Below are 25485 nucleotides of genomic sequence, written 5' to 3'. Positions count from 1 at the left end.
CAGGGGGCGCCGTAGCGGAGGTCCTCGGCACCTGAGCGGCCGTCGCGGGCGGTTCCCGGGGAAGCGTGTCGGGGCCGACGCTGCGCACATCACACGCCGGCCGGCGGCGGCGCCGATCGCAGCGGCGGCGACGGGCCGCAAGCCCCGCGTCAGCGTGCGCCCTCGCGGGCGGCGCGGGTGCGGGCGGTATCGGCTTCGGCGCGGGCCACGTTGCCGCGGATCAGGACCACGACGACCAGGGTCAGCGCGAAACCGGCGAGGCGCAGGGCGAGTCGGCGGGGGTCGTCGGGCAGGTCCTCGGCGAAGACCACAGTGCCCGCGACCACCATGAAGACGTTGCCCGTCACGTTGGCGACGGGCGCGGTGACCGCGGCGCGGGAACGCTGCATCGACGTCTGGAACAGCACGATGCCCACCGCCCACCCCACGGCGTAGAGGTAGGGGAAGGGGGACGCGAGCACGGCGGGCACCGCCGCGACCAAGCCGTTGTCGGCGAGCAGACCGCCCACCGCCTTGCCCTGCAGCCCCGCCGTTCCCTGGGCCAGCCCGGCGGCGGCGCCCATCGCGGCCGCCGACACGTAGCGCCCGGCGCGCCCGGCCGCGGCCATGGCCAGGACGCAGCCCAGGACGGTCACCGCGGTGACCCCGAGCAGAAGCGGGAGGTGCGGCGTGGTGCCGGTGGTTCCGCCCGCCCCCAGCGAGAGGCTGAGCAGCAGCAGCGCGACGGGCATCAGCGCCAAGGCCAGCCGCTCGCCGCGGGTGATCGGCTCTCCCAGGACCAGGGCCATGATCAGCAGCATGGTCGAGATCCCGCCCGCGAAGGCGGGCTGGACCACTGAGACCGGAGCCAGCCCCAGCGAGACGATCAGTCCGACACTGCCCGCGGCCGCCAGCGCACAACCGCCCACCCAGCGCGGATTGCCCAACAGGACGCGGGCCAGATGCAGCGGCCGGTGCACGCTGATGCCGGGGGAGCGGTGCAGTGCCCGCTGCTCGACGGTCAGGCCGAGAGAGTAGACCGCGGCGGAGATCAGCGCGGCGATCAGACCTGTCACAGGCGCCGCCTTTCCGGACGGCGGCCGCGCACGGCCGGACGCGAGCGGATTCGGGGAAGGTGCCGGACGCTCGGTGCAGGTCCGCGCGGCCGCGGGGGCACGTGCCGCCCGATCCTAGTTGACCGTGCGTATATAACAAGTTCTGCCGCCACCTGCGGCGCTCGGCCGGGCGGACCCCGGCCCGTGCGCGGGCGGGGCGGCGGTGCGGACGTCCCCAACCCGCTGCGAGTTCGCAGGTCGGCGGGCTCCGCTACGGGCGCGCTCCGCTGCGGTGCCGATCGGCTACCTGTGTCGTCCCGGGCTGCTACATGTTCTACTGGGACGGACGCCACGACCCCGGCCCCGAGCGCTACGGCCGGTCGTCCACAGGCGGGCGGACCCGGCATGCGGGGGCGCGGTCCCGTGGAGTTCAATCGTGGGGTGCGGCCGCCGAACCGGCGCCCCCGCCGCGAAGCGAGGACCACCGACAGCGGCGCGCCGCTGCAGACCACCCGACGTCAGCCACGGAGGACAGTCCAGTGCCACCCCACACCCCGGCCGCGCGGCCCACCGGTCCCTTGGGGGCGACGCCGACCGTGCGCGTCCCACGGGGGTGATCGCAGCGTGGCCAGCGAGCACGATCCCCCCGGCCGCGCCACCCGGCTCGGGCGGCTAGCCCGCCGCCTCGCCCGCCTCGCCCCCCGCCGGCTGCGCGACCGCACCGCCCGTGACAGCGAGGGCGCGGGAGCCGAAGCCGCCGGTGCGGCCGCGGAGACTCCGGCAACGGCCGCGGGGGCGGGCGGCACCGAGTCGACCGGTGCCCACGCCCATGACAGCGGCGCCGACGAGCCGCGGGGCTCCGCAGCCGGAGCCGGCACCGGTGCGGCGCCCGGCTCCGATACGGAGCGCGAGGCCGCTGCCGAAGGAACCGGCGGTCGGTCGGCCGCCGACGAGTCCCCTTCGCCCACCGCCCCCGGCGAGGCCGAGGCTCCTGCAGGGCGCAGGCGGCGCCTGGTGCAGCGCGTGCTGCGCACCGGCGCCGACGGCTCCGCGCCGCGGTTCAAGCCCACCCCGCTGGGCCTGTTCGGCGTCACCGTCGCCGCCATGTTCGTCACGCTGCTGCTGATCCAGAGCGTGCTGGGCACCTTCCGCACCGGCGGCTCCGAGGACGCCCCGGGCGACTCCGATCCGGGCCTCTCCACCGCCGCGGCCCCGCCCGAGGGAACCTCCCGGATCATGATCGCCGGCGACTCCCTCGCCCAGGGCAGCAGCGGCGACTTCACCTGGCGCTACCGCCTCTGGCGGCACCTGAACGGCCGCTCGGAACTCGACGTCGACTTCGTGGGCCCCTACGACTTCCTGCTCGACCCCGTCACCGGAGACCAGGGGGCCACCAGCTACGCCGACGCCGACTTCGACACCGACCACGCGGGCCGGTGGGGCGCCACGGCGGCCGAGCTCGCCGAGGACATCGGCGCGCAGGTCGCCGAGCACGACCCCCACTACCTGCTGTTCATGGCAGGCGTGAACGACTTCGCCCGCGGCCGTTCGGTGGAGGACGCGCTGACGGCCGTGCGCGACGCCGTCACCGCCGCCCGCGTCGCCAAAGGCGGTGTCCGCGTGGTGCTGGGCGAGGTCACCCCGGTGTGGGGCAGCGGCTCCGACGAGGAGCTCAACACCCGCATAGCCCGGTTCAACGCGGCGCTGCCCGACCTGGCCGCCGAGATGAGCGGCGACCGCTCGCCGATCGTCGTGGCCCGCACCGCGGCCGACTTCGCGCCGGCCCAGGACACCTGGGACGGCACGCACCCCGGCTCCCTCGGCGAGGTGAAGATCGCCGCGGCGTTCGCCGACGCCCTCGCCGACGACCTGCGCCTGGGTGAGCCCTTCCCGCGTCCGCTGCCCGATGTGCGCACGGGGCCGCGCTCGGCGCCCGAGGTCGGCGCCGAGCAGGCCGACGGCGGCGTGCGGCTGAGCTGGGACCGGGTGCCGGGTGCCACTCGATACGAGGTGCTCCAGCAGCGCCTGCGGCCCGACGGCGACGACCAGGTGCGCCTTCCCGTGGAGGTCGCGGTCTCGGGAGCGGGCGAGCGGCCCTCGGTGGTGGTCGACAGCCTGCTGGCCGGGGCGACCTACGAGTTCGTCGTCCAGCCGTTCAAGGGCGACGAGGGCGGCATGCGCTCGGACCCGGTCGAGGTCGTCTACGACGACGACCCGCCGCCGGCGCCGGAGCGGGTCCGCGTCGGCTCCGGCGGCGGACGGCTCAGCTGGGCGGAGGTCCCCTCGGCGACCCATTACGAGGTGTGGCGCCGCCCGCTGCGCTGCCGCCTGCCCGAGCCGTCGCCGACGACCGGCGGCGGGGGCACCGCCGCGTCGCCGTCCCCGGACGCGGGCGCCGACGCGGGGGAGCCCTCAGGTGAGTCCTCGTCTCCCACATGCGAGCCGCGCGACGGCAAGGGCCCCGGCGAGGGCGAGGGGTGGAGCAGCGCCGCGGTGATCAACGACGGGACGAACTGGTCGATCGCCGGCGGCTCGGGCGGCTGGGAGCTCGCCGTCCGCGCGCACCGCGACTTCGTGAGCGGCGGCTACTCCGATCCGGTGAGCGGCGGCGCGCCGTGACCCGCCCCGCGCCCGCCCGCATGCGCCGTGCCGGCTGTGCATCGGGGGGAGGAGCGCCGCGGTGGCGGTGCCGCGGCTGAACGCCGCCCGCGCCGAGCGCCTGCTGCCCTGGGCCGTGGGCGCCGGGGCCGGTGTGCTTGCTCTGGGACCGGGCCTGGGTCCCGGTTTCATGCTGAGCTACGACATGGCGGCCGTGCCCGAACCGCCGCTGTCGCAGGTCACCCTGGGCGGCGGCGGGGGTTTTCCGCGGGCGGTGCCCAGCGACGCGGTGCTGGGTGCGCTGGGCACCGTGCTTCCCGGAGACGCCGCGCAGGCGCTGCTGCTGATGGCGGTGTTCACCCTCGCCGGTGCGGGCGCCGGGCGGCTGCTGCCCGGCGGCTGGGCGGGGCCGGCCGGGAGTACGGCGGCGCGCGCCGCCGCGGCCGCCTTCTACGTGTGGAACCCGTTCATCGCCGAGCGGCTCCTGCTGGGGCAGTGGGCGATGCTGCTGGGCTACGCGGGCCTGCCGTGGCTGGTGCCGGCGGTAGGCCGGGTGGCCGCGGCTGCGCGCCCGGCGGGGGTGCGCGACGCGGCCCGGCTGGTGCCTGCGCTGCTGCCCGCGGCGGCGGGCGGATTCTCCGCGATGGTGCTGTCGGCGCTGGCGGGACTGCCCGCGGCGGTGCTCGGCGCGCGGGGCGCCGGCCGAGCGCTGCGCGCCGGCGCCGTGCTCGCCGGGGTTGTCGCGGCGCTGTCACTGCCGTGGCTGGTACCGGCGCTGGGCAGCGGAGCGCGCACCGACCCCGCGGCAGTCGAGCTGTTCGCCGCGCGCGCCGACACGCCCTTCGGCGCCGTGGGCTCGCTGCTGTCACTGGGCGGGATCTGGAACGCCCACGCCGTTCCCCAGTGGTACGGCCTGCCGGTCCTTGCGGCCTGCCGGCTGACGCTGTCGGCGGCCGGGGTGGCGGGCTGGGTGTGGCTGGTACGCCGCGGCGGGGCACCCGGTTTCGGCGCCGGGCTCTCGGCCGCCTCCGCTGCCGGCCTGGGCGTCGCCCTGGCGGGCACCACAGAGCCGGGACGCGAGGTGCTGAGCGGGCTGATCGGCCTGTGGGCGGGGTTCGGCCCGCTGCGCGACGGCCAGCTCTACGTGGCCCCCCTGGCGCTGCTGCAGGCGGCGGGCGTCGGCGCGGCGGCGCTGTGGGCCTGCCGCGCGGCGGCCGACTCGGAGGCGCGAGTCGGCGGCGCCGATGCGGTGACGCCCCCGGGCGGCCGCGACGGAGAAGGGCACGGCGACACGGGAAGCCGAGGGCGGCCCCGCACCCCGGCGCGGTCCGACCGTGCCGCCGCGCCATCACGGTCGCGCGGCCTGCGGACCGGCCGAGGCCGGCGCTCCGAGCGGCCCGCCGCGTCGGCGGGCGAGCGTGTCGGCGCCCTGCTGGGCGCCCTGCTCGCGCTGGCCCCGATCGCTCTGCTACCCGGCCTGCTGTGGGGCGCGGCCGGTCGGCTCGACCCCGTCGACTACCCCGACGAGTGGCGCCGCGTCCAGCGCCTCGTCGACGAGGACCCGCGCTTGGGCCGGGTGCTGGTCCTGCCCTGGAGCGCCTACCGCGGTCTCGACTGGCGGGCGGACGGACGCGACCTCGTCGTACTCGATCCCGCGACCAAGCTGTTCGACCGCCGCGCCGTCTGGAACGACGACCTGCGGGTCGGTGACGGCACCCGAGTGCGCCTCGCTGAGGGCGAGGACCCGCTCGCCGACCGGGTCGGCCGGCTGCACGCCGCAGATCTCGGAATCCGCCGCTACACCGCGTCGCTCGGCGAACTCGGAATCCGCTACATCCTCCTGGAACGCCGAGCAGCCGAACCGCTGTCGGGCGCGGACGCGGCGGCGGCACTCGGGCCGCTCGCGGGCGATAACAGGTTCTCATCGGACGGTACCGGGCCCGCCGCCGTGCACGACGGTGCGCGACTGCTGCTGTTGGAGGTCCCGGATCGGCATGTTGATCCGCCGAATGACGAACTGACGGGCTTGGAAGGAACGGCATGGTTCGTTACAGTTGGGACAATTATCTGGTCCTTGGGTGGATCAGGTTCTAGTCTCGTTTCCATGCGTACCGGACCGCCCCGGGGCGCGGTATCGCGGAAGGAGAACCCCACGTGATCAGAATCGTCGCCGCCTGCGTCATCGGTGCGGCACTGGCGGGCGGACTCGCGTTCGTCGGTACGACCGTCGCCACCGAGACCTCGTCGTCGGCGGAGCCGGTGAACCAGTCGCTCTACAACTACGGCGACCGCTGAGCCGACCGTCCCCCCACACCCGGCCGCGCCCTTGACCCAGGCCGGTAGGCCGGGCCGCCCGGGCGGGCGGACCCGGATCCGGCGCCGCGGGCGCAGGCATCCCCGCGCGGACGGACGCCCGCGCACCACTCTGCGCGGTCCGCACCGATCCCACCCCCCGCCGTGCGCCGCTTCAGGTTCCCCAGCTCGGGCGCCGCACCCGTCGTCGGGCATCCGATCGCCGGATGACCAGGCGGAACGGGCGGAACAGGAGAGCATGTGGCGTTCCAGCAGATACCCCTTTTCCCGGAGTTCCCCGACCCCGGCCGCGAGGGCGGGCGCACCGCACCGCCGCCCGCAGCCGAGGCGGAGCGCCCCGAGGAGGGCGACGGGCCCGCCGCCGCGCGCACGGACGCCGGGCCGCGCCTCGACGGTCTGCGCACCGTCATGATCAACTGGCGCGACCCCTGGCAGGCCGCGGCCGGCGGAGCCGAGGAGTACGCCTGGCGCATCAGCCGCCACCTCGCCGAGCGCGGTGCTGTGGTCACGTTTCTGACCAGCCGTGATCCCGGCCAGGCCCGCGTGGAGACCCGCGACGGCATCGTCATCCGCCGTATGGGCGGCAAGTTCACCGTCTATCCGCTGGTCGTGCTGTGGCTGCTGCTGTGGCGCCGCGAGTTCCACGCCGCGCTGGACTGCATGAACGGCATCCCGTTCTTCTCCCGGCTGGTGCTGCCGCGCCGCACCCGGGTGATCAGCGTTGTGCACCACGTCCACGACGTCCAGTTCAACGCCTACTTCAGCCGCCCTCTGGCCTGGTTCGGCCGGTTCGTCGAAAGCGCCGTGGCCAGCCGCGTCTACCGCAACTGCCCCACCGTCACGGTCTCGGAGTCCTCCCGCCGCGCCATGCGCGGGAAGCTGCGCTGGCGCGCTCCGATCACCGTCATCCACAACGGCAGCCCGCCCCGCCAGCCGGTCGCGCCCGACCGGTTCCTCAACGAGACCGAGACGGGATCGCCCGCCCTGGTCAGCCTGGGTCGGCTCGTGGTGCAAAAGCGTGTCTCGCGCATCGTGGACATCGCCCGGGACCTGCGCGAGGACTATCCCCAGCTGCGGGTGCACGTGGTCGGACGCGGCCCGGAGAGCGCCACGCTGGCCGAGCAGATCGAGCGCGACGGGCTGCACGACCACGTCCGCCTGCACGGATTCCTGCCAGAGGCGCGCAAGAACGCGGTGCTCGCGGGCTCGCTGCTGCACGTCACCGCCTCGGAGTTCGAGGGCTGGGGGCTGACCGTGATCGAGGCGGCGGGGCTGGGCGTGCCCACCGTCGCCTTCGACGTCGACGGCCTCCGCGACTCGGTGCGCCACGGCGAGACCGGCTGGCTGGTACACGAGGGGCAGGAGTTGAGCGACGTCGTCGCCGCGGCCCTGCGGGAGCTGAGCGATCCCGTCCGCGCCGCCCGGATACGCCGAGCCTGCCGCGCATGGGCCTCGCGCTTCACCTGGGAGCGCAGCGGGGCGGACATGGCCCGGCTCATCACCGGTGAGACCGTCGGCCAACCCGCGGACACCGGGCGGGCCGACCGATCCGGACCCCCCGTGGTCGGGCGCTGCGCCCCCCGCGGCGGATTGCGCGTACGTCTGGGCGGCGCCGCCGCCGAGCCCGGTGAGACCCCTCCGGCACGTGCGGCCAAGGCGGCGCGGTGACCGGTCCCCGAGCCGGGGGCGAGGGACGCGGTGCAGGATCGGCCGATGCGCCGGAGGCCCCCGGCGCTGCTGGAGCCGCCCGCCGCGGAGGGTCGCCGCCCGAGGACGCCGCGCTGGTGCGCCGCCTCAAGCTGCTGGGCGTCTGCCTGCTGCTGTGCGGAACCGCGCTGAGCCTCGACCCGGCGAAGATCGTCGGCGACACCAAGATCGACCTGGTCGTCAACCCTCTGGGCTTTCTGGAGCGCGCCCTCCACCTGTGGGACCCCGCCTACTTCGGCCAGCTGCAGAACCAGGCCTACGGCTACTTCTTCCCCAACGGGCCCTTCCACGCGCTGCTCATCGGTCTGGACATGCCCGAGTGGCTCGTCCAGCGCGTATGGATGTCGGTGCTGCTGTGCGCGGCCTTCGTGGGCATGGTCAAACTCGCCGAGGCGCTGGGCATCGGCACCCTGCACACCCGCATCCTCGCGGGCGCCGCCTACGCCCTGGCGCCCCGGGTCCTCACGCTGCTGTCCTACAACTCCGCGGAACTGCAGCCGATGATGCTGCTGCCGTGGATCATGCTGCCACTGGTGCACGGCACGCGCCGCGGCCGCCCGCCCATGCGCTCGGCGATGCTGTCGGCCCTGGCCTTCCTGTTCTGCGGCGGCACCAACGCCGCATCCGAGCTCGCCGTCCTCGTGGTGCCGCTGATCTACCTGCTCACCCGCGCGCCCGGGCCGCGCAAGCGGCGGCTGCTGACCTGGTGGCTCACAGCGCTGTTCCTGGTTTCGTTCTGGTGGCTGGTCCCGCTGCTGCTCATGGGCCGCTACGTGTTCTCGTTCATGCCCTACACCGAGGATGCGGCCACCACCACCCAGATCACGACGCTGACCAACGCCCTGCGCGGTGCGGACAACTGGATGGGCTACGTGCCCGTGGCCGGCCAGCCGGCGCTGCCGGCCGGGGCGGAGCTGTCCACCGGGCCGGCGATGGTCGCGGTCACGGCCCTGGTGGCCGGTCTGGGCCTGGCCGGGCTGATCAACCGGGGCATGCCCGAACGGCTGTTCCTGATCACCTCGCTGCTCGCCGGCACCGCGATCGTCGTCGCCGGCTACACCGGGACGCTGACCGGCCCGCTGGCCGAGACGATGCGCGACCTGCTGAACGGTCCCCTGAGCCCCTTCCGCAACATCCACAAGTTCGACGCGCTCATCCGGCTTCCCGTCGTGCTGGGCCTGGCCCAGCTGCCCGTCGTCGTCGCCCGCGACGCCGCGGACCGCCGCGCCCGCCGGGCCGCCGTCGCGCGGGCCGGCGAGGGGCGCCCGCCCGACCACGCGGCGCCCGACAGCACCCCCGCACCCGGCACCCTCTACCGCGCCACGGCCGCCGCCTGCGCCTTGGCGGTGGCCGCGACACTGACCCCCGTGGCCACCGTAGGCATCGCCACCCCCGGCGGGTTCGAGCGCATTCCCGGCTACTGGTACGAGGCGGCCGGCTGGCTGGACTCCCACAGCCGCTCGGGCATGACCATGGCCGTCCCCGGCTCCGCGCGCGGCGAGTACCAGTGGGGCCGGCCGATGGACGAGCCGATGCAGCCGCTGATGGAGTCCGCCTGGACCAACCACCAGATCATCCCGTGGGGCTCGGCCGGTGTCTCGCGCCTGAACCAGGAGCTCGACCAGCGCATCTCCTCCGGGCGCGGCTCGGCCGGTCTCACCGCCGCTCTGGCCCGGATGGGCGTCACCCATCTGCTGGTGCGCAACGACCTGGAACGCGGGGACCTCAACGGCGGCTGGCCGGCCCGGGTGCACGATGCGCTGGCCGACTCGCCCGGGATCTCCCGCGCCGTCTCCTTCGGGCCCACGGTCGGCGACACCGACCCCCAGCAGGCCTCCGCCTGGCACGACCAGCCCTACCGGGCGCTGGACGTCTACACCGTCGACGGCGCCGCGCCCCGTGCGGGCACCGTGCCCGCCGACGCGGCGGTGCGGGTCACCGGCGGTCCCGAAGCCCTGGTGGACCTCGCCGAACAGGGCATGATCACCGGCGACCGCCCGGCGATCGTCGGCGACGACCCCGGGGCCGAGGACATCGCCCCCGAGAACACCGTGGTGACCGACACCGCCCGCCGCCGCGAAGTCGTCTACTCCGACGTCCGCCGCAATGCGAGCAACACCCTCACCCCCGCCGACGAGCGGCGCGACGCGCCCGCCCCCGACATCGCCGCCCCCGCCTGGAACGGCTATACCACCGCCGCCCGCTACAAGGGCCTCGCCGACGTCACCGCCTCCTCCTCCGAGGCAGGCGCCGACGCCCTGCCGGATGCGCGCGACCCCGGCCGGATGCCCTTCGCCGCCCTCGACGACGCCCTCGACACCTCCTGGCGCTCCAGCGCGTTCGCCGGCGCGGTGGGCCAGTGGCTGGAGATCGAGTTCGACGAGCCGCGCGAGGTCGGGGAACTGTCCATCGCCTTCGAACAGATCCCGGGCGAGCCGCCGCCCGCCCGCATCAGCCTGATCACCGACGACGAGCGCACCACCGCGCCGGTCGCCGCCACCGAGGACCCGCAGGAGTTCGCCGCCCCCTCCGGCAAGACCTCCACGCTGCGCATCCGCGTCGACGAACTGGCCTGGGAACCTGAGTACCGGTTCGGCACCCGGGTGGGGATCACCAGCGTGACGGTTCCGGGCCTGCAGGCCGAGCGCACGCTGCAGGTGCCCGGCGTCGAAGGCGCCGGCACGTTCCTCTTCACCGGCTCCACCGGCACCGTCCCCGGCTGCATGGAGGGCTCGCAGGTCTGGGTGTGCGATCCCGACCTGGCGGTCCAGGGCGAGGACGCCTACACCTTCGACCGCACCTTCCAGGTGGCCGGACCGGCGGCCGCCGGAGAGCACACCGTCACCGGGCAGGCGGTGGTGACCGATCCCCAGGACGTGGAGAACGCCGCCAACCGCGCGGGCGGCCACCCCAAGGTGACCTCGTCCTCCACCTCGGTGGACCACCCCGCCGCCATGGGCCGCAACGCTTTCGACGGTGACGACGCGACAGTGTGGTACCCCGACCCCGACGAGGACGCGCCCTGGGTCGACGTCGAGCTAGGCGAGCGCACCGAGATCGGCGGGCTGCGGGTGGACTTCGCGCATCCCGACTCGGTGGCCCGCCCGGTCGGGGTGACCGTCGAGGCGGGAGGCACCGTACGCAGCGGGTGGCTCGACGGCAGCGGCTCCCTCGGCTTCGAACCGGTCACCTCCGACCATCTGCGCATCACCTTCGAGCCGCCGGAGGCCCAGCCGCTGGAGGTGCGCCGTATCGCGGTGCCCGACGTCGAGCCGCTGCCCGCCGTCGAGGGCGGCGACGCCTCCACCCTGTGCGGTCTCGGTCCTGTGCTGCGGGTCAACGGCGAGCGGGTGGAGACCCGCATCACCTCGGGCACCCTGGCGGATCAGGTCGCGGGCAAGGCGCTGCGCTACGAGAGCTGCTCCGGGGTGCCGGTCCGGGAGGGCGGGAACCGGCTCCTGGTCGAGCCCGGCAACCAGTACCAGGTGCGCTCGGCCGTGCTCGGGGGGCCCGACTCCGCCGTCCCCGGCGCCGGGACCGGCGGGCAGGACGCGCACGGGTCCGGCGGCGGCCAGGACGGCGCCCCGCCGGACGAGGTGGACATGGCAGGCGTGTCCGCGATGTCGGGATGGGGCGACAGCGAGCGCCGGTTCACCGTCGACGTCGAGGAGGACAGCTTCCTCGTCGTCAACGAGAACTTCAACGAGGGCTGGGAGGCCTCCGTCGAGGGGCGCGACGCACCCCTGGAGCCGGTGCGCCTGGACGGCTGGAAGCAGGCGTGGCGGCTTCCGGGGGGTACCGCCGGGCAGGTCACCCTGCGCTACACACCCGACGGCGCCTACCACGCGGCGCTGGCGGTGGGCGCCGCCTTCGCCCTGGTCGTAGCGGTGCTGGCGCTCCGGCGGCCCGCTTCCGACCGCACGCCGCTCCGCACCCGCCGCAGGGCCCGGCGCGAGGGCGCGGGCACCGCTGCCGCGCCGGCCGCCGAGCCCGCGCCCCCCGACCGCTCCGCTGCGCTGCCGGCAGCGGAACCCGGTCGTATACCGCGCCCCGTCCTGGTGCCGCTTGGGGTGCTGTACGGCCTGTGGATCGGCGGCGTCGCCGGAGCCGCGGCCGTGGGCGGAGCGCTGCTGCTGGTGTGGTGGCTGGGGCGGTCTCCGTCGCGCGGGCTGCGCCACGCCAGGCCCGGGCGTCCGGCGCTGGGCGGCAGGACGCTGCGGATCCTGGCGGGGCCGTGGCCGGTGGTGGCCTGCCTGGCCGCCGCCGGCGCCTGCCTGGGCATCGGCACCTACATGGCGCACCAGATGCCCTTCCACGAGGTCAGCGACCTGCTCAGCGGGCCGCTGCGGGAATGGGCGCCCCAGACGCTGTGCCTGCCCGCGCTGGCGCGGCTGGTGCTCGCGCTGGGCGAGCTCATCGGCCCCACGCGCACGCCCGCGGCCGCGCTCCCGCCCGCACAGGCGGCCGCAACCGCGCCGGCCGGTGCTGACGGCGGCAGGGAGGCGCTGCCGGAGCCCGCCGGCGCCCGGACGGCCGACGGGGACCGGGATCCGGTCGAGGAGGTGCGCACGTGACCGCCCGCACCGACACCGAAACCGGCACCGGCGCCGCCGCGGGCGCCGCGGAAGGGGGTGCCGGCGGCTCGCGTCGGCTCGGGAGGCGGACGGCCTCGGCGGCACTGGCCCGCAACGCGCGCCTGATCGCCCTGGCCGCGGCGGCGTTCCTGCTCACCCTCGCGCTGATGCTGCGCTCCTATGTCGCCGACGAACTGGAGAAGATCCCGGCCCGGACCGAGCTGATCATGCGGCTGACCGACGACTCGGCCGCCTATCTCGACACCGGCACGTGGAAGGTGGTGCGCGACGTCCCGGTCGAGAGGCGCACCGAGGTCAGCGGCACCTTCGCACCGGGCGACGCCGACTGGACCACATGGCGGATGTCCACCTCGGTCTCCTCCCGCGACACGCCGCTGGCCCACAGTGAGCGCCGCGTCGTCGTCGACCGTGAGACCGGCACCGCGGTCAACTGCTGCGGCGAGCACGTCGACGGCGACAAGGCGGTGCGCCAGGCCGGACTGGTGCTGCACTGGCCCGCCGGCGGCACCTGGGAGGAGTACCCCTTCTACGACGCCGACATCCGCGCGGCGCCGCCCATGGTCTTCGACGGCGCCGACACCGTCGGCGGGCTGTTCGTGCGCCGCTACGTGCAGACCGTCGACACGACCCAGGTCCCCGACTCGGCCCGGCCCGTGCCGGCGCGGGTCCTGGGCAGGGACCGCCCCGGCACCGTCCAGGCCAACCGCTGGCTTGAGCTGGAGCGGACCTTGTGGGTCGAGCCGGTCACCGGCCGGGTCGTCGACGCCCGCGAGGTGCGCCGGGAGACGCTGCGCCCGGAGACCGGCGACGGCGAGCGCCTGCTGCTCGACGCCGACCTGCGGATGGCCGAAGAACTGGTCGCGGGCGAGGTCCGTCTGGCCGACCAGCAGCGCACGCTGCTGCAGGCGGTGCGGTCCTGGCTCCCGATCGGTTTGGGCGCCGCGGGCGGCGCACTGTCGGTGTTCGCTCTCGCCGGGGAACTGCGCGACCGCCGCGCGACCGCGGCGGCCACGGGCGCGCAGCGGAATTGACCTCAAGCTTGGTTGAGGCTCTAGGTTCGCGGGTATCAGATCCCGCCCCGGGCGGGGTGCCCGAGAGCAGCGAGGAGCCGTTCACATGCCCTTCAGCGAACACGAGCGCGCCTATCTGGACGCCCAGCACATCGGACGGCTGTCGACCACCGGCTCCCGCGGCCCGCAGACCCGGCCGGTGGGCTTCGTGCTCAACGCCGACGGCACCGTCGACATCGGCGGGATCACGCTGTCGGCCACCCGCAAGTACCGCAACATCCAGGAGCGCCCGGAGACGGAGGTGTCCTTCCTGGTCGACGACCTGGAGCCCGAAGGTCCCGGCGCCATCGCGCCCGGATGGGGCAGGGGAGTGGAGATCCGCGGCCGCGCCGAACTCCGCACCGACACCGACCCGCCCATCGCCCCCGGCGCTTTCAGCCGCGAGGTGATCCGCATCCATCCGCGCCGCATCATCAGCTGGCACGTGGACCCCGGCGCCCCCGAGCTGCACGGACGGCCCGCCTGAGGAATGCGGAGCTACCCGGCGGACGGGGCGGCGGGGCGCTTGCGCAGGACCAGCAGCAGGTTCCAGGTGACGATCTCGCGCAGCAGCGGAACACGCACCACGGGCTTCATCCAGCGCGGCAGGTAGCGGGGCAGCACGTCGACCGCCTCGACGTCGGAGCGGGCACGCGCCCAGCGGAGCATCTCCGCCGCCGAGACCGCGAACATGGTGCGGCCGAAGTCGTTCTTTGGCCGCCGCCCGGTGCGGCGGGCGAACCGCTCGGCGGCGTAGCGTCCGCCCAGGTAGTGCCAGGGAGAGGTCTCGTGGCCGCCCCACGGGGACAGCCACAGGGTGTAGGAGAGGTAGACCAGGCCGCCGGGCCGGGTCGCCCGTACCATCTCCGCGGCCATCGCGGCCGGGTCGGGCACGTGCTCCAAAACGTTGGAGGAGAAGCACACGTCCACCGATCCGGTGCGCACCGGCAGTCGCAGAGCACTGCCCAGTACGGCGGTGTCCGGCACCCGGCCGTCGCGCAGCCGCAGCTCCGCGGGATCGGGGTCGACGCACACGCAGCGGGCGCCGGCCGCGCGCAGCTCGTCGGAGAAGTAACCGGGGCCGCCGCCGACGTCGGCCACCACCGCCCCTTCCAGCGGGGTGTAGGACCGCAGTTGCGCGACGGTGTCGCGGGCGAGCGTGCCGTAGAAGCGGTCGGGCGCGGTCTGCTCCGCGCGAAACGCCGCGAAGAGCGCGACCGAGCGCGCGAGCGTGGCCCGGAACGGCACGGCCGCGGCGCCGGAGCCCTTCTGCGGGGTCCCCTCGCTCACCGCGCCTCCCGGCCGGGCAGCCGTGCGTAGTGGCGCAGATGGCGCCAGTGGTCGCCGCCCCAGTACTCGACGGAGTCGGCGATGCGGGCGCCGCCCTCGGCCAGCACGGCGGCCAATCTGGCGCGGGGCAGCGGGTGCATGCGCATCGGCGCCGGGTAGCCCAGCAGATGCCGCTGGGCCAGCCGGATCAGCGGCCACGGCGCGAACCGGAAGACCAGCCCCTTGAACGTGGCCCGCTCCCGGTCGGGGACGCCGATCACCATCGCCCCGCCCGGCCGCAGGACGCGCACGAACTCGCGCAGATAGCCCTCGGCCAGGTCGGGCGGCAGGTGCTGCAGCACGAGGTCGGTATAGACCAGGTCGAAGGAGTCGTCGCCGAACGCGGCCAGGTCCGGGCCGTCGTTGAGCCGGAAGTCGATCCGCCCGCCGCTGCGGTCGAGGCGGCGCGCCTGGGCCAGCATCGGCTCGGCGATGTCCACGCCCACGACGGCCGAGAAATGGGCGGCCAGAGCGTTGGAGAGCCGCCCGGCGCCGCACCCGAAGTCCAGCGCGCGCTCCCGGCCGGGGCGCAGGCCCAGCTCCTCCAGGTGGCGCAGAGCGCCGTCGATCTCCGCGGCGCCCGAGGAGAGGAACTCGTCGTCGTCCCACCGCCCGCCGCGCTTGTCCGGATCGACGCACACCGCCCACAGCGGTTCGACCGAACCCAGGCGGGTCCAGTCCGCGCGTACCTCGTCGAGTCCCACGGTGCCACTCCTCGGCGCTGCCGGAGAACCGGAGTGAACCTGGTTCTCGTTTCTTTTCGCTGCTCTGGCGGGCGCCTGGCGACGATCGCCGGTCAAGGTGGAACGTGTTGTATTCTGACACCCCCTCAGCGGGGGGCGTCAACCGGACACGTATGGCAAATTGGAGCGCCATGAACGACGCCGATCCCCCCGCAGCCGCCTCCTCCGCACCCGCCGGGCGCGAGCCCGCACCCGAGGCGACGGCTGCCCGAGGCGAGGCCCACGAGGAGCCTCGGCGTTCTGCGGCCCGCGCCGCCGCCCTGGCGGGCCGAGCGATGCGCGACCCCGTCGTGCTTGCGGGCGCGGCGCTCATAGTCGCCTCCATCGCGCTGAAGATCCACGTGCTGCGGTCGGCCTACTTCATCGAGGACGACTTCCTGTTCTTCGGCGACGCCGCCGCCACCGACCTGACGCTCGCCTATCTCACCGACCTGCACAAGGGCCACCTGATGCCGGGGGCCAAGCTGCTGGCCTACATCCTGGCCGGTGTCGCGCCCTACAACTGGGCCGCCGCCTCGGGAATCATGATCGTCCTGCAGGCCGGTGCCACCACCGCCGTGTTCGCCCTGCTGTGGGAGCTCTTGGGGCGGCGGTGGGCCCTCATCGCCCCGCTGGCCGTCTACGCCGCGGCTCCGCTGACCATCCCGGTCCTGGCCTGGTGGTCGGCGGCGCTGAACGCGGTGCCCTTCCAGTTGGCGATCGCCCTGTCCCTGCTGTGGACCGTGCGGTACCTGCGCACGGGCGAGGACCGCTATGGGTGGCTGGCGGCCGGGGCTGTGCTGCTGGGCATGGCGTTCTCGGTCAAGGCCGTGTTCCTGCCGGTGCTGCTGCTGGCCGTGGCGGTGCTGTTCCTGGTGCCCGGGCGCCTACCGGGGGTGCTCTGGCGCACGGTGGACCGCGACCTTCCCTTCTGGGTGGGCATGGGGGCGCTCTCGGTGGGCTACGGCCTGCTGTACCTGTCCCGGCAGGAGACCGCCGGAGGGGAGGGCGCCGGACTGCCCGAACTCGGCGTCGCCGGCGGCATGCTGCGGCGCATGCTGGGCGAGACCTTCCCGGTGGGTGCGGTCGGCGGGCCGGGCGAGTGGACGCCGGTCACCGCGAGCGGCGGGCTGCTGAACCCGCCGGCGGCCGCGGTGGCCGCGGCGTGGGCCGGGCTGCTGCTGATCGTGCTGGCGAGCCTGCTGGTGCGCCGCCGCTCCTGGCGCGCCTGGGCGCTGCTGGTCGGCTACCTGCTGCTCGTCGACGCCGTGCCTACGATCGTCGCCCGCGGGCGCTACGAGCCCATGGTGGGCTTCGACCCCCGCTACGTGGCCGACGCCGCACTGGTCTTCGCGCTCTGCCTCGCCCTGGCCTACCTGCCGGTGCGCAACGAGGAGGACACCGAGCGGCGCCGGCGTCCACCCCTGAGGGCGGCGCGCGCGGCGGCCGTCACCGCCACCGCGGCGATGACGGCCGCGGGCGCGTTCTCGACCTACGCCTTCGCCGACACCCTCCACGGCGACCGCGTCCGCTGGTATCTGGACACGGTGCGCCGGTCGGTGAGCGAGGTTCCGGCCGAGGCGGGGATCTACCCGAGGCCGGTGCCCCAGGACATCGTGCTTCCGTGGAACGGCCCGCGGCGGCTGACCTCCCACCTGCTCAGCCCGCTTGCCGACCCGGGCGTCGAGGAGCGCATCCGCAACCCGGAGCCGGCCGGCTCGGCCCTGGTGTTCAACGACGCCGGGTTCCTGGTGCCCGCCGAACCGGTCGAGGGCAGCGCGTTCTTCGGGCCGCCTGAGGACGAGGAGTGCGCGGCGACGGTCGAGGGCCAGGTGCGCTGGCCGGTGGAGGCGATGGGCGGACCGACGCAGGTGCTGACGGTCGCCTACAACTCCGAGGAGGAGACCGAACTGGGCGCCGTGCTGGGCGACGCCTGGGTGACCACCCGCATGCCCGCCGCTCCCGACGGCGGTATGTGGTACCTGCCGGTGGACGGCGCCGGTGCCGAGGTCACCGTGCACACCAACGCCGACGAGCTGTGCATGGAGTGGGTGACCTTCGGCGAGTTGCAGCCGATCACCGACGGGGACCCCTGGCAGCAGGAGCAGGGCGACGACGGCGACGGCGACGAGGGTGACGACGGCGGTTAGGGCCGGTCCGGCGGACGCCCTCAGTTGATCGGAAGGCGGCGCGCGGCGTCCGGGCGGGTGCGGGTTCGGCGCCGCTTGTCGGTGGCGCGGTACCAGCGTGCGACGGGCCGCTCGACGAAGCGGTGGGTGAGGTCGGCCAGCAGCACGGTGCCCAGGGCCACCGCGGTCAGGTCCATCCAGAACGAGCCGGTGAACATGTCCACGCCGGTGAAGTCGCGCCACAGGTAGAGCACGACGAACTGCCACAGGAAGATCCCATAGGAGATGCGGCCCAGGTAGCGCATGACCCGATGGGCCAGGAAGGCCTCCAGCCACGCGCCGTCCCCGGCCCGGGCCGGAGGCGGGCCGCCGGGGCGTTCGGGGCGCAGCGCCACAGGCGCGATGACGAAGAACGAGAACGCCATCGACACCGCCATGCTCACCAGCGACAGCCACAGGTCGACGGCGCCGACGAACCGGGCTCCCGCGGCCGGGGTGGCGGCGATGAGGTAGAAGCAGCCGGCCAGCGCCCAGCACAGTGTCGCGTTGCGCGAGAGCGTGCGGCACAGCCGCCGCACGGGCCCGTCGGAGCCGGGTTCGCGCCAGGCCCATTCGCTGATCACGGCCAGGGCCATGCCCACGGCGAACAGGCCGAGGCAACGGGGCAGCCAGGCGTACATGTAGGGCCGCGGCTCGGGATAGTACTGCGGCAGCAGTGCCAGCACCCCCAGCGCGGTCAGGCCCGCCAGGCACACCAGCATCCGGCGGCCGCGGGCCCCGGTGTCGCCGCCGGCGCGGCCGACCGCGCGGACCGTCAGCAGCCCGATCACGGGCAGCAGGACGTAGAAGCACACCTCCACCGACAGGCTCCACATCTGCCCGAGGCCGGCCGGGCCGGTGCCCACCCACCAGGGGTCGATGTCGAACACGAAGGTGAGCGTCGCGACCTCGACCCAGGTCCGCACCGAGTCGAGCTGGTCGCGCGACCACAGCAGCAGGGCCGCCAGAGCCACGATCCAGTAGGCCGGCATGACCCGCAGCGCCCGCCGCCACAGGTAGGGCCGAGCCGGCGGGACCGCTGTCCCGTCGAGCGCGGCGCGCGCCCAGGGGCGGAAGAGCAGCAGTCCCGAGAGCGCGAAGAAGAGGGGGACGGCCATCTCGCCGCCGGCCAGCAGGGCGCCGAAGAGCCCCGGGGCCAGGGCGTCGCCGGTCTCGATGCCCACGTGGAAGACGAGCACCATGAACGCGGCCATGGCGCGGATGCCGTCGAGCCCTTCGATGTGCCCGCGGACCTGGGGCAGCCCCCGCCGAGTGTCGGGCGGGTCCGCCGCGGTCCGGGGGAAGTCCGGGGGTGCGGTGCCGTCCGTGCCGCCACCGGACGGGGGGTGGGACGCGGGCACGGCGGAGCCGTCGGATGCACCGCTCACTGGCCGACCCTCCCGTGTCGTGTGCTCGGGTCCGCAGCGGGACGCCGGCGCCGGGGGTCGGCGGACGCGGCCTGTGCGGTCGGATGAACGGGATGCAGTGCGGCGCCGTATCCCCTTGCCGTCATACTAGAACCGGTTATAAATATTCAGCCACGCCTTGGTGACGCTGCCCGCTGTGGAGCAGTACTCTACCCGAAAATGAACCGGGTTCCAGCTGCGGCGTCCCCCGTATGTCGGACCACCGCCCCGCCCGCCCCCGCCCGTTTTTCGCCCAGGAGGGCAAATGCGCCGAACTGTCGCGGTCGTCTTCATCGCGTTGGGAGTCTGCCTGCTGGTCCTCGCCCCCATGCTGCGGTACTGGATGGCCGAGAGCCTGATGAAGGCTCCACTGGACTACTACAACCAGACCGTCAACCGCGGCGAGGACATCACCTACTTCAGCGCCGAGGAGACGGAGCTCATCGAGGGCGCCACTGTGGAGGCCTACACGACGGTGCGCGGCGACGTCGCCGCCAGCGACGAGGACACGGCGGTGTGGGACCAGTTCACCTGGGTCAAGGACGTCGAGCGCGACTTCGCGATCTCCTCGACCTACCGCCGCGCCGGCCACGACCGCTACGACGGTAAGGGCGTGGACTGCTGCGACGCCTCGGTCGACGACGAGGAGGTCGAGCAGAACGGACAGATCTTCAAGTTCCCCTTCCTCACCGAGAAGCGCGACCACCGGTTCTTCGACACCACCAGCCGGCTCACCCGTCCCATCACCTTCGAGGGCGAGGAGACCTACAACGGCGTCGACGTCTACAGATTCGAGCAGGTCATCGAATCGGAGAAGATCGGCGAGCGCACCCTGCCGGTGAGCCTGCTGGACATGGAGGACGAGGAAGGCGACGTCACCGGCGACGAGATGTACAGCGTCACCCGCACCTACTGGATCGAGCCCACCACGGGTGTGCCGATCGGCCTCAGCGAGGAACAGCACCGCGGCTTCTCCGTCGACGGGGAGGAGCAGCTGGTGCTCTTCGACGGCACCCTGGTCTGGGACGACGAGACCATCGAGGCCCAGATCGACAGCGCCGAGCAGGGCATGACCATGCTGCCGCTGGTGCGCACCGTCATCCCCCTCGTCTGCCTGGCCCTCGGCGCGGTGTTCGTCATCGCCGGCGGCCTGATGATGCTCGGCACCGGCGTGCGGAAGACCGCGTACTGAGTCCGTGGCGGCCGTCGGATGAGCGACGCGAGCCCCGCCGCCCCCGGCGGGGCATCGGAGACCGCCCCGGCCGGGCCCCCGCGCACCCGGGAGCCCGGCCGGGGCGCCGCGCCCGAAGACGGGCGCCGATTCGGAGCGGCCGGGGCGCTGCTGCGCGCCGCCCGCCCCAAGCAGTGGCTGAAGAACCTGCTGGTCTTCGCCGCGCCGGGAACAGCGGGCCTGTTGGACGACCCCGGCCCCCTCGCGTGGAGCGCCGCCGTCTTCGTGCTGTTCTGCGCGGCCGCCAGCGGCACCTACCTGCTCAACGACGTCCGCGACGCCGCTCGCGACCGGCTGCACGAGCGCAAGCGCGCCCGCCCGGTGGCCTCCGGGCGGCTCTCCGCCTACCTGGCCGCGGGCGTGGGAGTCGTGCTGCTGCTGGCCGCTCCGGCCGCCGTCGTCCCCACCGGCAACTGGGCGCTGCTTGCCGTCCTCGTCGGCTATCTGGTGCTGACGAGTGCCTACACGCTGGTTCTGCGCAACATCACGGTGCTGGACCTGGTGGCGGTGGCCGGATGCCACGTGCTGCGCGCCGTCGCCGGCGGCGCCGCCGTCGGCGTCCCGCTGACCCGGTGGTTCCTGATCGTGGTCTGCCTGGGCGCGCTGCTGGTGGTGGCGGGCAAGCGCGAGACCGAGCTGCGGCGCACCCCCGGCGCCGCCCGTGCCCGTGGCACGCTGGGCGGCTACAGTCTGGGCTACCTCGCGCAGGTGCGCACCATGGCCTCGGCGGCGATGATCGTCACCTACTGCCTGTGGGCGCTGGAGGACGTCGTCGGCACGGTGTCCTCGGTGATCCACGGCGCCAGCATCGTGCCCTTCATCCTGCTCGTGCTGCGGTACCACCTTCTGGTCGACCGCGGAGTGGGCGAGGAGCCCGAGGAGATCGCGCTGCGCGACCGCCCGCTGCAGGTGGGCGGCGTCGTCCTCCTGCTCCTCGTCGGGCTCGGCGTATACCTGGAATGACGTACACCGGTGCCCGCCGCGAGCGGGCGAGTCGGCAGCGGTGCGGAAACGAGCTGAGAGGATACCGCGATGGCGGCCACGGCCCGGCGCAGCACACTGCTGACCGGCTGGGGGCGCACAGCTCCCACCGCCGCCACCGTGCGGCGCCCGCGCACTCCCGAGGAGGCCGCGGCGCTGCTGCGCGCCTCCGCCCAGGAGCCCGCCGGCCGGCGGCGCGGCGCGATCGCGCGCGGCCTGGGCCGCTCCTACGGCGACGCCGCACAATGCGCGGGCGGCACCGTGCTGGACTGCGCCGACCTTGCGCCGGGGTTCCGGCTCGACGCCGACCGGGCGGTGGTCACCGCCTCCGCCGGCACGAGCCTGGCCGAGCTGATGGCCGAACTGCTGCCGCGCGGCCGCTTCCCGCCCGTGGTGCCCGGCACCCGCCACGTCACCGTGGGCGGCGCGATCGGAGCCGACATCCACGGCAAGAACCACCACGCCGATTCGTCCTTCGGCGCCCACGTGCACTCACTGCGGATCGTCACCCCCGACGGAGCGCACCGCGAGGTCTCACCCGCCCGCGACCCGGCGCTGTTCTGGGCCACCGTGGGGGGAATGGGCCTGACCGGGATCGTCACGGAGGCGACGTTCTCCGCGGCGCCCGTGGAGACCTCGGCCATGCGCGTGGACACCGACCGCGTGCCCGACCTCGACTCCGCCATGGCGCTGATGAGCGCCCACGACACCGACTACCCCTACTCGGTGTGCTGGATCGACCTGCTGGCCGGCGGCGCGGCGCTGGGGCGCGGCGTCGTCACCCGCGCCCGCCACGCCCGCGTCGGCGAACTGCCCTCCGACCGCAGGCACGCTCCGCTGGCCTACGCACCCCGCACTGTGGCGGCCGCGCCGCCCTGCACGCCGCCGCGGCTGCTCAACGCGCTCAGCGTGCGCGCGTTCAACGCCGCCTATTACGCGCGGGCGCCGCGGCGCGGCCGGGGCGCGATCCGGCCGCTCTCGTCCTTCTTCCACCCGCTGGACGCCGTGCGCGATTGGAACCGGCTCTACGGGCCGCGCGGGCTCGTCCAGTACCAGCTCGCCGTGCCCTTCGGCGCCGAGGACGAGCTGCGCCGCATCGTCGCCGGCCTCGCCGCGGCCGGCGCGCCGTCCTTCCTCACCGTGCTCAAGCGTTTCGGCCCGGGCACGCCCGCGCCCCTGTCCTTCCCCGTGCCCGGGTGGACCCTGGCGCTGGACGTGCCGGCCGACCTGCCGGGCCTGGCGCGACTCCTGCTGCGGACGGACGAGCGGGTGCTGGCCGCGGGCGGGCGGATCTACCTCGCCAAGGACAGCCGGGCCCGGCCCGCGGCTGTGCACGCGATGTACCCGCGGCTGGGCGAATGGCGCGCGGTACGCGAGCGCGTCGACCCCCAGGGCGTGCTCACATCGGACCTGGCGCGCCGCCTGGAGCTGTGAGCGGCCTCGGCCCGCCAGTGCCGCGGGGCGCAGAGTAGGATCCGGGCCATGGAGCCGACACCGCCCCCCGCTCCGCGCAAGCGCGTCTCCGACGCCGAACGCGACCAGGTCGCCAAGCACCTCGGTGATGCCTACGCCGAAGGACGCCTCGACCTGGAGGAGTTCGAGCGCCGCAATTCGGCCGCCCACGAGGCCGTCTTCAACGACGAGCTTGCCGACTTGCTGGCCGACCTGCCCGCGCCGGGCGAGGGTGCGGTGACGGCGCACAGTGTGCCGCCGGACGGGCGTCCGGCCGAGGCGGTGGAGCTGACCACGGAGATGGCCACGCTCCGCCGCCGGGGCGACTGGGCGGTGCCCCGCAAGCTGCGCGTCTCCTCGCGCTACGGCGCCGTGCGGCTGGACATGAGCGAGGCGACCATCCCGCACCCGGTCGTGGAGATCGAGTTGGCGGTGCACGCGGCCGGCACCGTCCTCACCCTGCCCGAGGGCGCCACGGCCAACGTGGACAACCTGCGGACCAAGTACTCCAACGTGTACTCGAAGGTCGCGGCCGCGCCGCGGCCCGGCGCCGTGCACTTCGTCGTGCGCGGCGAGACCTACTCCGGCGCCGTGCGCATCCGCTACGGGCGCGGGCGCAAGCGGTAGGGCCGCAGTCCGGCCGGTCACACGGGCAGGGGAGCCGGCCCGCGCGCAAGCTGAGTGGAGGAGTCATGCGCGACGCTGTGGGCGCCGTGGGAACGGTGCTGCTGCTGGGCGGGCGCAGCGAGATCGGCCTGGCCGCCGCCGAGCGCCTGGTGCGCGACGGCGCTCGCCGGGTGGTGCTGGCCGCCCGCGGCGCCGGCGGATCCGCCGCGATCGGCGACGCCGCCGAGCGGCTGCGCGCGGCGGGCGCCGAGCACGTGCACCCCCTCGACTTCGACGCGGCGCGGCCCGAAAGCCACACAGCCGTGGTCGCCACGGCCGCGGAGCTGGTCGGCGACCTGGACGCGGTGATCGACGCGTTCGGCGTCCTCGGCGACCAGGAGGCGTTCGAGGACGACCCGGCGTACGCCGCCGAGGCCGCCGCCGCCACCTACACCGGCCACGTCTCCGTCGGCCTGGCCGTCGCCCGGCGGCTGCGTGAGCAGGGGCACGGAACGCTGGTGGTGCTGTCCTCGGTCGCCGGAGTGCGGGTGCGCCGCGCCAACTTCGTCTACGGCTCCGCCAAAGCGGGCCTGGACGGCTTCGCCCAAGGGCTGGGCGACGCGCTGCACGGCACCGGCGCGCGGGTGCTGATCGTTCGGCCCGGCTACGTGCCGACGCGGATGTCGGCCCACGTTCCCGCGGCGCCGTTCCCCGCTACGGCCGAGCAGGTCGCCGGCGCCGTGGCCGAGGGCCTGCGCACCGGCGCCGAGACCGTGTGGGTCCCGCGCCGGCTGCGCCTGGTGTTCGCGGCCATGCGGGCGCTGCCCCGCCCGCTGTGGCGCCGCCTGCCGCGGTGACGGCTCGGGCGCGCGCGGGGCGGGCAGGGCACCGGCGGATCGGTCAGACGGGGGTTGCCGCCGTCGCGGCCACGTGCCGGACGAGGGTCTCCAGCACCTCCTTGGCCGAGGCGCGGCTGCGCGCGTCGCACAGCAGCACGGGAACCCGCTCGTCCAGCGTGAGCGCCTCGGTGACCTCCTGCTCGGTGTAGTAGTGGGCGTCCTCGAAGCAGTTCACCGCCACCACGAACGGGACACCGTGGCGCTCGAAGAAGTCCACCGACGGGAAGCAGTTGTCCAGCCGCCGGGTGTCGGCCAGCACCACCGCGCCGAGGGCGCCCTGGGCCAGTTCCTCCCACATGAACCAGAAGCGCTGCTGGCCGGGCGTGCCGAACAGGTAGAGCACGAGTTCGTCGGTGATCGTGATACGGCCGAAGTCCAGCGCGACGGTCGTGGTCTGCTTGCGCTCGACCCCGGCGAGGTCGTCGACGCCCACACTGGCCTCGGTCATCACCTCCTCGGTGCTCAGCGGGACGATCTCGCTGACCGCGCCGACGAGGGTCGTCTTGCCGGCGCCGAAACCGCCCGCGACGAGGATCTTGATCGCCGAGGGGATCGGGTCGTCGGATCGATCAGAGTCGTTGGATGCCATCGAGTACCGCCTGGAGTACGTCCCGGTGTACCGGGCTCTGCTGGGTGTAGGGGGCGCGGGCCAGGACATAGCCCCGGCCGATGAGGTCGCCGAGCAGGACCTTGACAACGGCGACGGGCATGTCCAGGTGGGCCGCTACCTCGGCCACGGACAGGGGCCGCAGGCACAGTTCGAGGATGCGCAACTGCTCGGGTTCCAGCGTCATCTCGTCCACATCGGCCCGTGCCGCGATGACGACGCTGATCAGGTCCAACTGCACGGAGTCGGAGTGCTGCCGCCCCTGGGTGATGACGTAGGGCCGGACCAGCGAGTCCGCGTCGTCGGCGTCGTTTGCCGGTTCCTGGTGCTCTGCCATGGCCTCTCTCCTCAGGCGGAGGTGCCGGGGGTGGGCTCGCCCGGACCCGCGGCCGCCTCCGCGCGGGGCGAGGCCTCGAGGAACCGGCCGACCTGCTCGACGAGCACGTTCATCTCGTAGGCGATGAGGCCCACATCCGAGCTCTCCTCGGCCACGACCGCGAGGCAGGCGCCGCTTCCCGAGCCGCTGACGAACAGGTATGCGTGCTCCATTTCCACGACAGTCTGCAGCACCTCGCCCCCGTTGAACTGGCGGCCGGTGCCCCGGGCCAGGCTCTGGAAGGCGGAGGCGACGGCGGAGAGGTGTTCGGCGTCGTCGGTGCCCAGCTCCTCGGAACGGCCCATGAGCAGCCCGTCGGCGGAGAGCACGATGGCGTACTTGGCGCCGACGGCTCGTTCGACGAGCCCGTCCAGCAGCCAGTTCAGATCCTTTGCGGCGTTGTTCGTCACGG

Annotated in this window: 20 protein-coding genes; 13 read left to right on the top strand and 7 right to left on the bottom strand. The window is 74.3% G+C overall.

Annotated elements, in window-relative coordinates:
* Window positions 1-149 precede the first annotated feature (149 nt).
* Entirely contained in the window at window positions 150-1055 is a 906-nt protein-coding gene (locus LP52_RS08030) for a hypothetical protein (RefSeq protein WP_040272079.1), read from the bottom strand.
* Window positions 1056-1658: 603 nt separating this feature from the next.
* Between LP52_RS08030 and LP52_RS08025 the strand changes: the two genes are divergently transcribed.
* The 7 genes from LP52_RS08025 to LP52_RS08000 all read left to right on the top strand — a co-directional run bounded on the left by LP52_RS08025 (window position 1659) and on the right by LP52_RS08000 (window position 13783).
* A complete protein-coding gene (locus LP52_RS08025; RefSeq protein ID WP_238580789.1) occupies window positions 1659-3653 on the top strand; it encodes a GDSL-type esterase/lipase family protein in 1995 nt (664 codons plus the stop codon).
* A gap of 61 nt (window positions 3654-3714) precedes the next feature.
* Window positions 3715-5790: a hypothetical protein gene (locus tag LP52_RS08020; protein ID WP_052809591.1), complete on the top strand. Its 2076-nt coding sequence runs from the start codon at window positions 3715-3717 to the stop codon at window positions 5788-5790.
* The gene (locus LP52_RS27200) at window positions 5787-5927 is read left to right on the top strand and encodes a DUF2613 family protein (protein WP_157036260.1); all 141 of its coding nucleotides are present in this window, start codon (window positions 5787-5789) and stop codon (window positions 5925-5927) included. The genes LP52_RS08020 and LP52_RS27200 overlap by 4 nt, the downstream gene beginning before the upstream one ends.
* A 258-nt stretch (window positions 5928-6185) precedes the next feature.
* Entirely contained in the window at window positions 6186-7613 is a 1428-nt protein-coding gene (locus LP52_RS08015) for a glycosyltransferase family 4 protein (protein ID WP_084723010.1), read from the top strand.
* Window positions 7610-12226 (top strand): alpha-(1->3)-arabinofuranosyltransferase, encoded by a 4617-nt coding sequence (locus LP52_RS08010; RefSeq protein ID WP_052809590.1) that lies wholly within the window; start codon window positions 7610-7612, stop codon window positions 12224-12226. Before LP52_RS08015 ends, LP52_RS08010 begins: the two co-directional genes overlap by 4 nt.
* Entirely contained in the window at window positions 12223-13278 is a 1056-nt protein-coding gene (locus LP52_RS08005) for a DUF3068 domain-containing protein (RefSeq protein ID WP_084723009.1), read from the top strand. Before LP52_RS08010 ends, LP52_RS08005 begins: the two co-directional genes overlap by 4 nt.
* Window positions 13279-13363: 85 nt before the next feature.
* Window positions 13364-13783: a PPOX class F420-dependent oxidoreductase gene (locus tag LP52_RS08000; RefSeq protein ID WP_040272077.1), complete on the top strand. Its 420-nt coding sequence runs from the start codon at window positions 13364-13366 to the stop codon at window positions 13781-13783.
* A gap of 11 nt (window positions 13784-13794) precedes the next feature.
* Here LP52_RS08000 and LP52_RS07995 read toward each other — a convergent pair whose 3' ends face one another.
* Both LP52_RS07995 and LP52_RS07990 read right to left on the bottom strand, forming a co-directional pair.
* On the bottom strand, window positions 13795-14586 hold the full coding sequence (locus LP52_RS07995; RefSeq protein ID WP_052809589.1) for a class I SAM-dependent methyltransferase: 792 nt from the start codon (window positions 14584-14586) through the stop codon (window positions 13795-13797).
* Window positions 14583-15329, bottom strand: coding sequence for a class I SAM-dependent methyltransferase (locus tag LP52_RS07990; RefSeq protein ID WP_040272075.1), 747 nt, complete (start codon window positions 15327-15329; stop codon window positions 14583-14585). The genes LP52_RS07995 and LP52_RS07990 overlap by 4 nt, the downstream gene beginning before the upstream one ends.
* Window positions 15330-15499: 170 nt before the next feature.
* Between LP52_RS07990 and LP52_RS07985 the strand changes: the two genes are divergently transcribed.
* Window positions 15500-17497: a hypothetical protein gene (locus LP52_RS07985; RefSeq protein ID WP_238580788.1), complete on the top strand. Its 1998-nt coding sequence runs from the start codon at window positions 15500-15502 to the stop codon at window positions 17495-17497.
* Window positions 17498-17517: 20 nt separating this feature from the next.
* On the opposite strand, the gene LP52_RS07980 is transcribed toward LP52_RS07985, so the two are convergent.
* Window positions 17518-18903 (bottom strand): acyltransferase family protein, encoded by a 1386-nt coding sequence (locus LP52_RS07980; protein ID WP_394298191.1) that lies wholly within the window; start codon window positions 18901-18903, stop codon window positions 17518-17520.
* 283 nt (window positions 18904-19186) lie between these two features.
* Between LP52_RS07980 and LP52_RS07975 the strand changes: the two genes are divergently transcribed.
* The 5 genes from LP52_RS07975 (at window position 19187) to LP52_RS07955 (ending at window position 24048) form a co-directional block, all read left to right on the top strand.
* Window positions 19187-20113, top strand: a complete 927-nt coding sequence (locus tag LP52_RS07975; protein WP_040272073.1) for a DUF3068 domain-containing protein — start codon at window positions 19187-19189, stop codon at window positions 20111-20113.
* 18 nt (window positions 20114-20131) lie between these two features.
* Window positions 20132-21115: a decaprenyl-phosphate phosphoribosyltransferase gene (locus LP52_RS07970; RefSeq protein WP_084723008.1), complete on the top strand. Its 984-nt coding sequence runs from the start codon at window positions 20132-20134 to the stop codon at window positions 21113-21115.
* 69 nt (window positions 21116-21184) lie between these two features.
* Window positions 21185-22567 carry an FAD-binding oxidoreductase gene (locus tag LP52_RS07965; protein ID WP_040272072.1) on the top strand — a complete coding sequence of 461 codons (1383 nt, stop codon included), beginning with the start codon at window positions 21185-21187 and terminating at the stop codon, window positions 22565-22567.
* A 48-nt stretch (window positions 22568-22615) separates the two neighbouring features.
* Complete coding sequence (locus LP52_RS07960) at window positions 22616-23212, top strand: DUF1707 SHOCT-like domain-containing protein (RefSeq protein WP_040272070.1); 597 nt, start codon at window positions 22616-22618, stop codon at window positions 23210-23212.
* Window positions 23213-23277: 65 nt separating this feature from the next.
* On the top strand, window positions 23278-24048 hold the full coding sequence (locus tag LP52_RS07955; protein WP_040272068.1) for a decaprenylphospho-beta-D-erythro-pentofuranosid-2-ulose 2-reductase: 771 nt from the start codon (window positions 23278-23280) through the stop codon (window positions 24046-24048).
* A 43-nt stretch (window positions 24049-24091) separates the two neighbouring features.
* Here the strand turns inward: LP52_RS07955 and LP52_RS07950 are convergent, their stop codons facing one another.
* From LP52_RS07950 to LP52_RS07940, 3 genes are read right to left on the bottom strand one after another with little or no spacing between them, the layout of a single operon-like run.
* Window positions 24092-24679, bottom strand: coding sequence for a GTP-binding protein (locus LP52_RS07950; protein ID WP_040272067.1), 588 nt, complete (start codon window positions 24677-24679; stop codon window positions 24092-24094).
* Window positions 24660-25034, bottom strand: coding sequence for a DUF742 domain-containing protein (locus LP52_RS07945; RefSeq protein WP_040272065.1), 375 nt, complete (start codon window positions 25032-25034; stop codon window positions 24660-24662). The genes LP52_RS07950 and LP52_RS07945 overlap by 20 nt, the downstream gene beginning before the upstream one ends.
* An 11-nt stretch (window positions 25035-25045) precedes the next feature.
* The gene (locus LP52_RS07940; RefSeq protein WP_238580787.1) at window positions 25046-25483 is read right to left on the bottom strand and encodes a roadblock/LC7 domain-containing protein; all 438 of its coding nucleotides are present in this window, start codon (window positions 25481-25483) and stop codon (window positions 25046-25048) included.
* Between the last annotated feature and the right edge of the window lie 2 nt (window positions 25484-25485).

Source organism: Streptomonospora alba (assembly GCF_000826685.1).
GTDB lineage: Bacteria > Actinomycetota > Actinomycetes > Streptosporangiales > Streptosporangiaceae > Streptomonospora > Streptomonospora alba.
The sequence above is the reverse complement of the archived record's forward strand: the minus strand, read 5'-3'. Positions and strand labels throughout refer to the sequence as shown.

Bases quoted from the DNA above. Each gene is read 5' to 3' on its own strand.
- LP52_RS07955 (WP_040272068.1), top strand. From the start codon at position 23,278: ATGCGCGACGCTGTGGGCGCCGTGGGAACGGTGCTGCTGCTGGGCGGG.
- LP52_RS07985 (WP_238580788.1), top strand. From the start codon at position 15,500: ATGAACGACGCCGATCCCCCCGCAGCCGCCTCCTCCGCACCCGCCGGG.
- LP52_RS07950 (WP_040272067.1), bottom strand. From the start codon at position 24,679: ATGGCATCCAACGACTCTGATCGATCCGACGACCCGATCCCCTCGGCG.
- LP52_RS07970 (WP_084723008.1), top strand. From the start codon at position 20,132: ATGAGCGACGCGAGCCCCGCCGCCCCCGGCGGGGCATCGGAGACCGCC.
- LP52_RS07945 (WP_040272065.1), bottom strand. From the start codon at position 25,034: ATGGCAGAGCACCAGGAACCGGCAAACGACGCCGACGACGCGGACTCG.
- LP52_RS07960 (WP_040272070.1), top strand. From the start codon at position 22,616: ATGGAGCCGACACCGCCCCCCGCTCCGCGCAAGCGCGTCTCCGACGCC.
- LP52_RS07975 (WP_040272073.1), top strand. From the start codon at position 19,187: ATGCGCCGAACTGTCGCGGTCGTCTTCATCGCGTTGGGAGTCTGCCTG.
- LP52_RS07965 (WP_040272072.1), top strand. From the start codon at position 21,185: ATGGCGGCCACGGCCCGGCGCAGCACACTGCTGACCGGCTGGGGGCGC.
- LP52_RS08000 (WP_040272077.1), top strand. From the start codon at position 13,364: ATGCCCTTCAGCGAACACGAGCGCGCCTATCTGGACGCCCAGCACATC.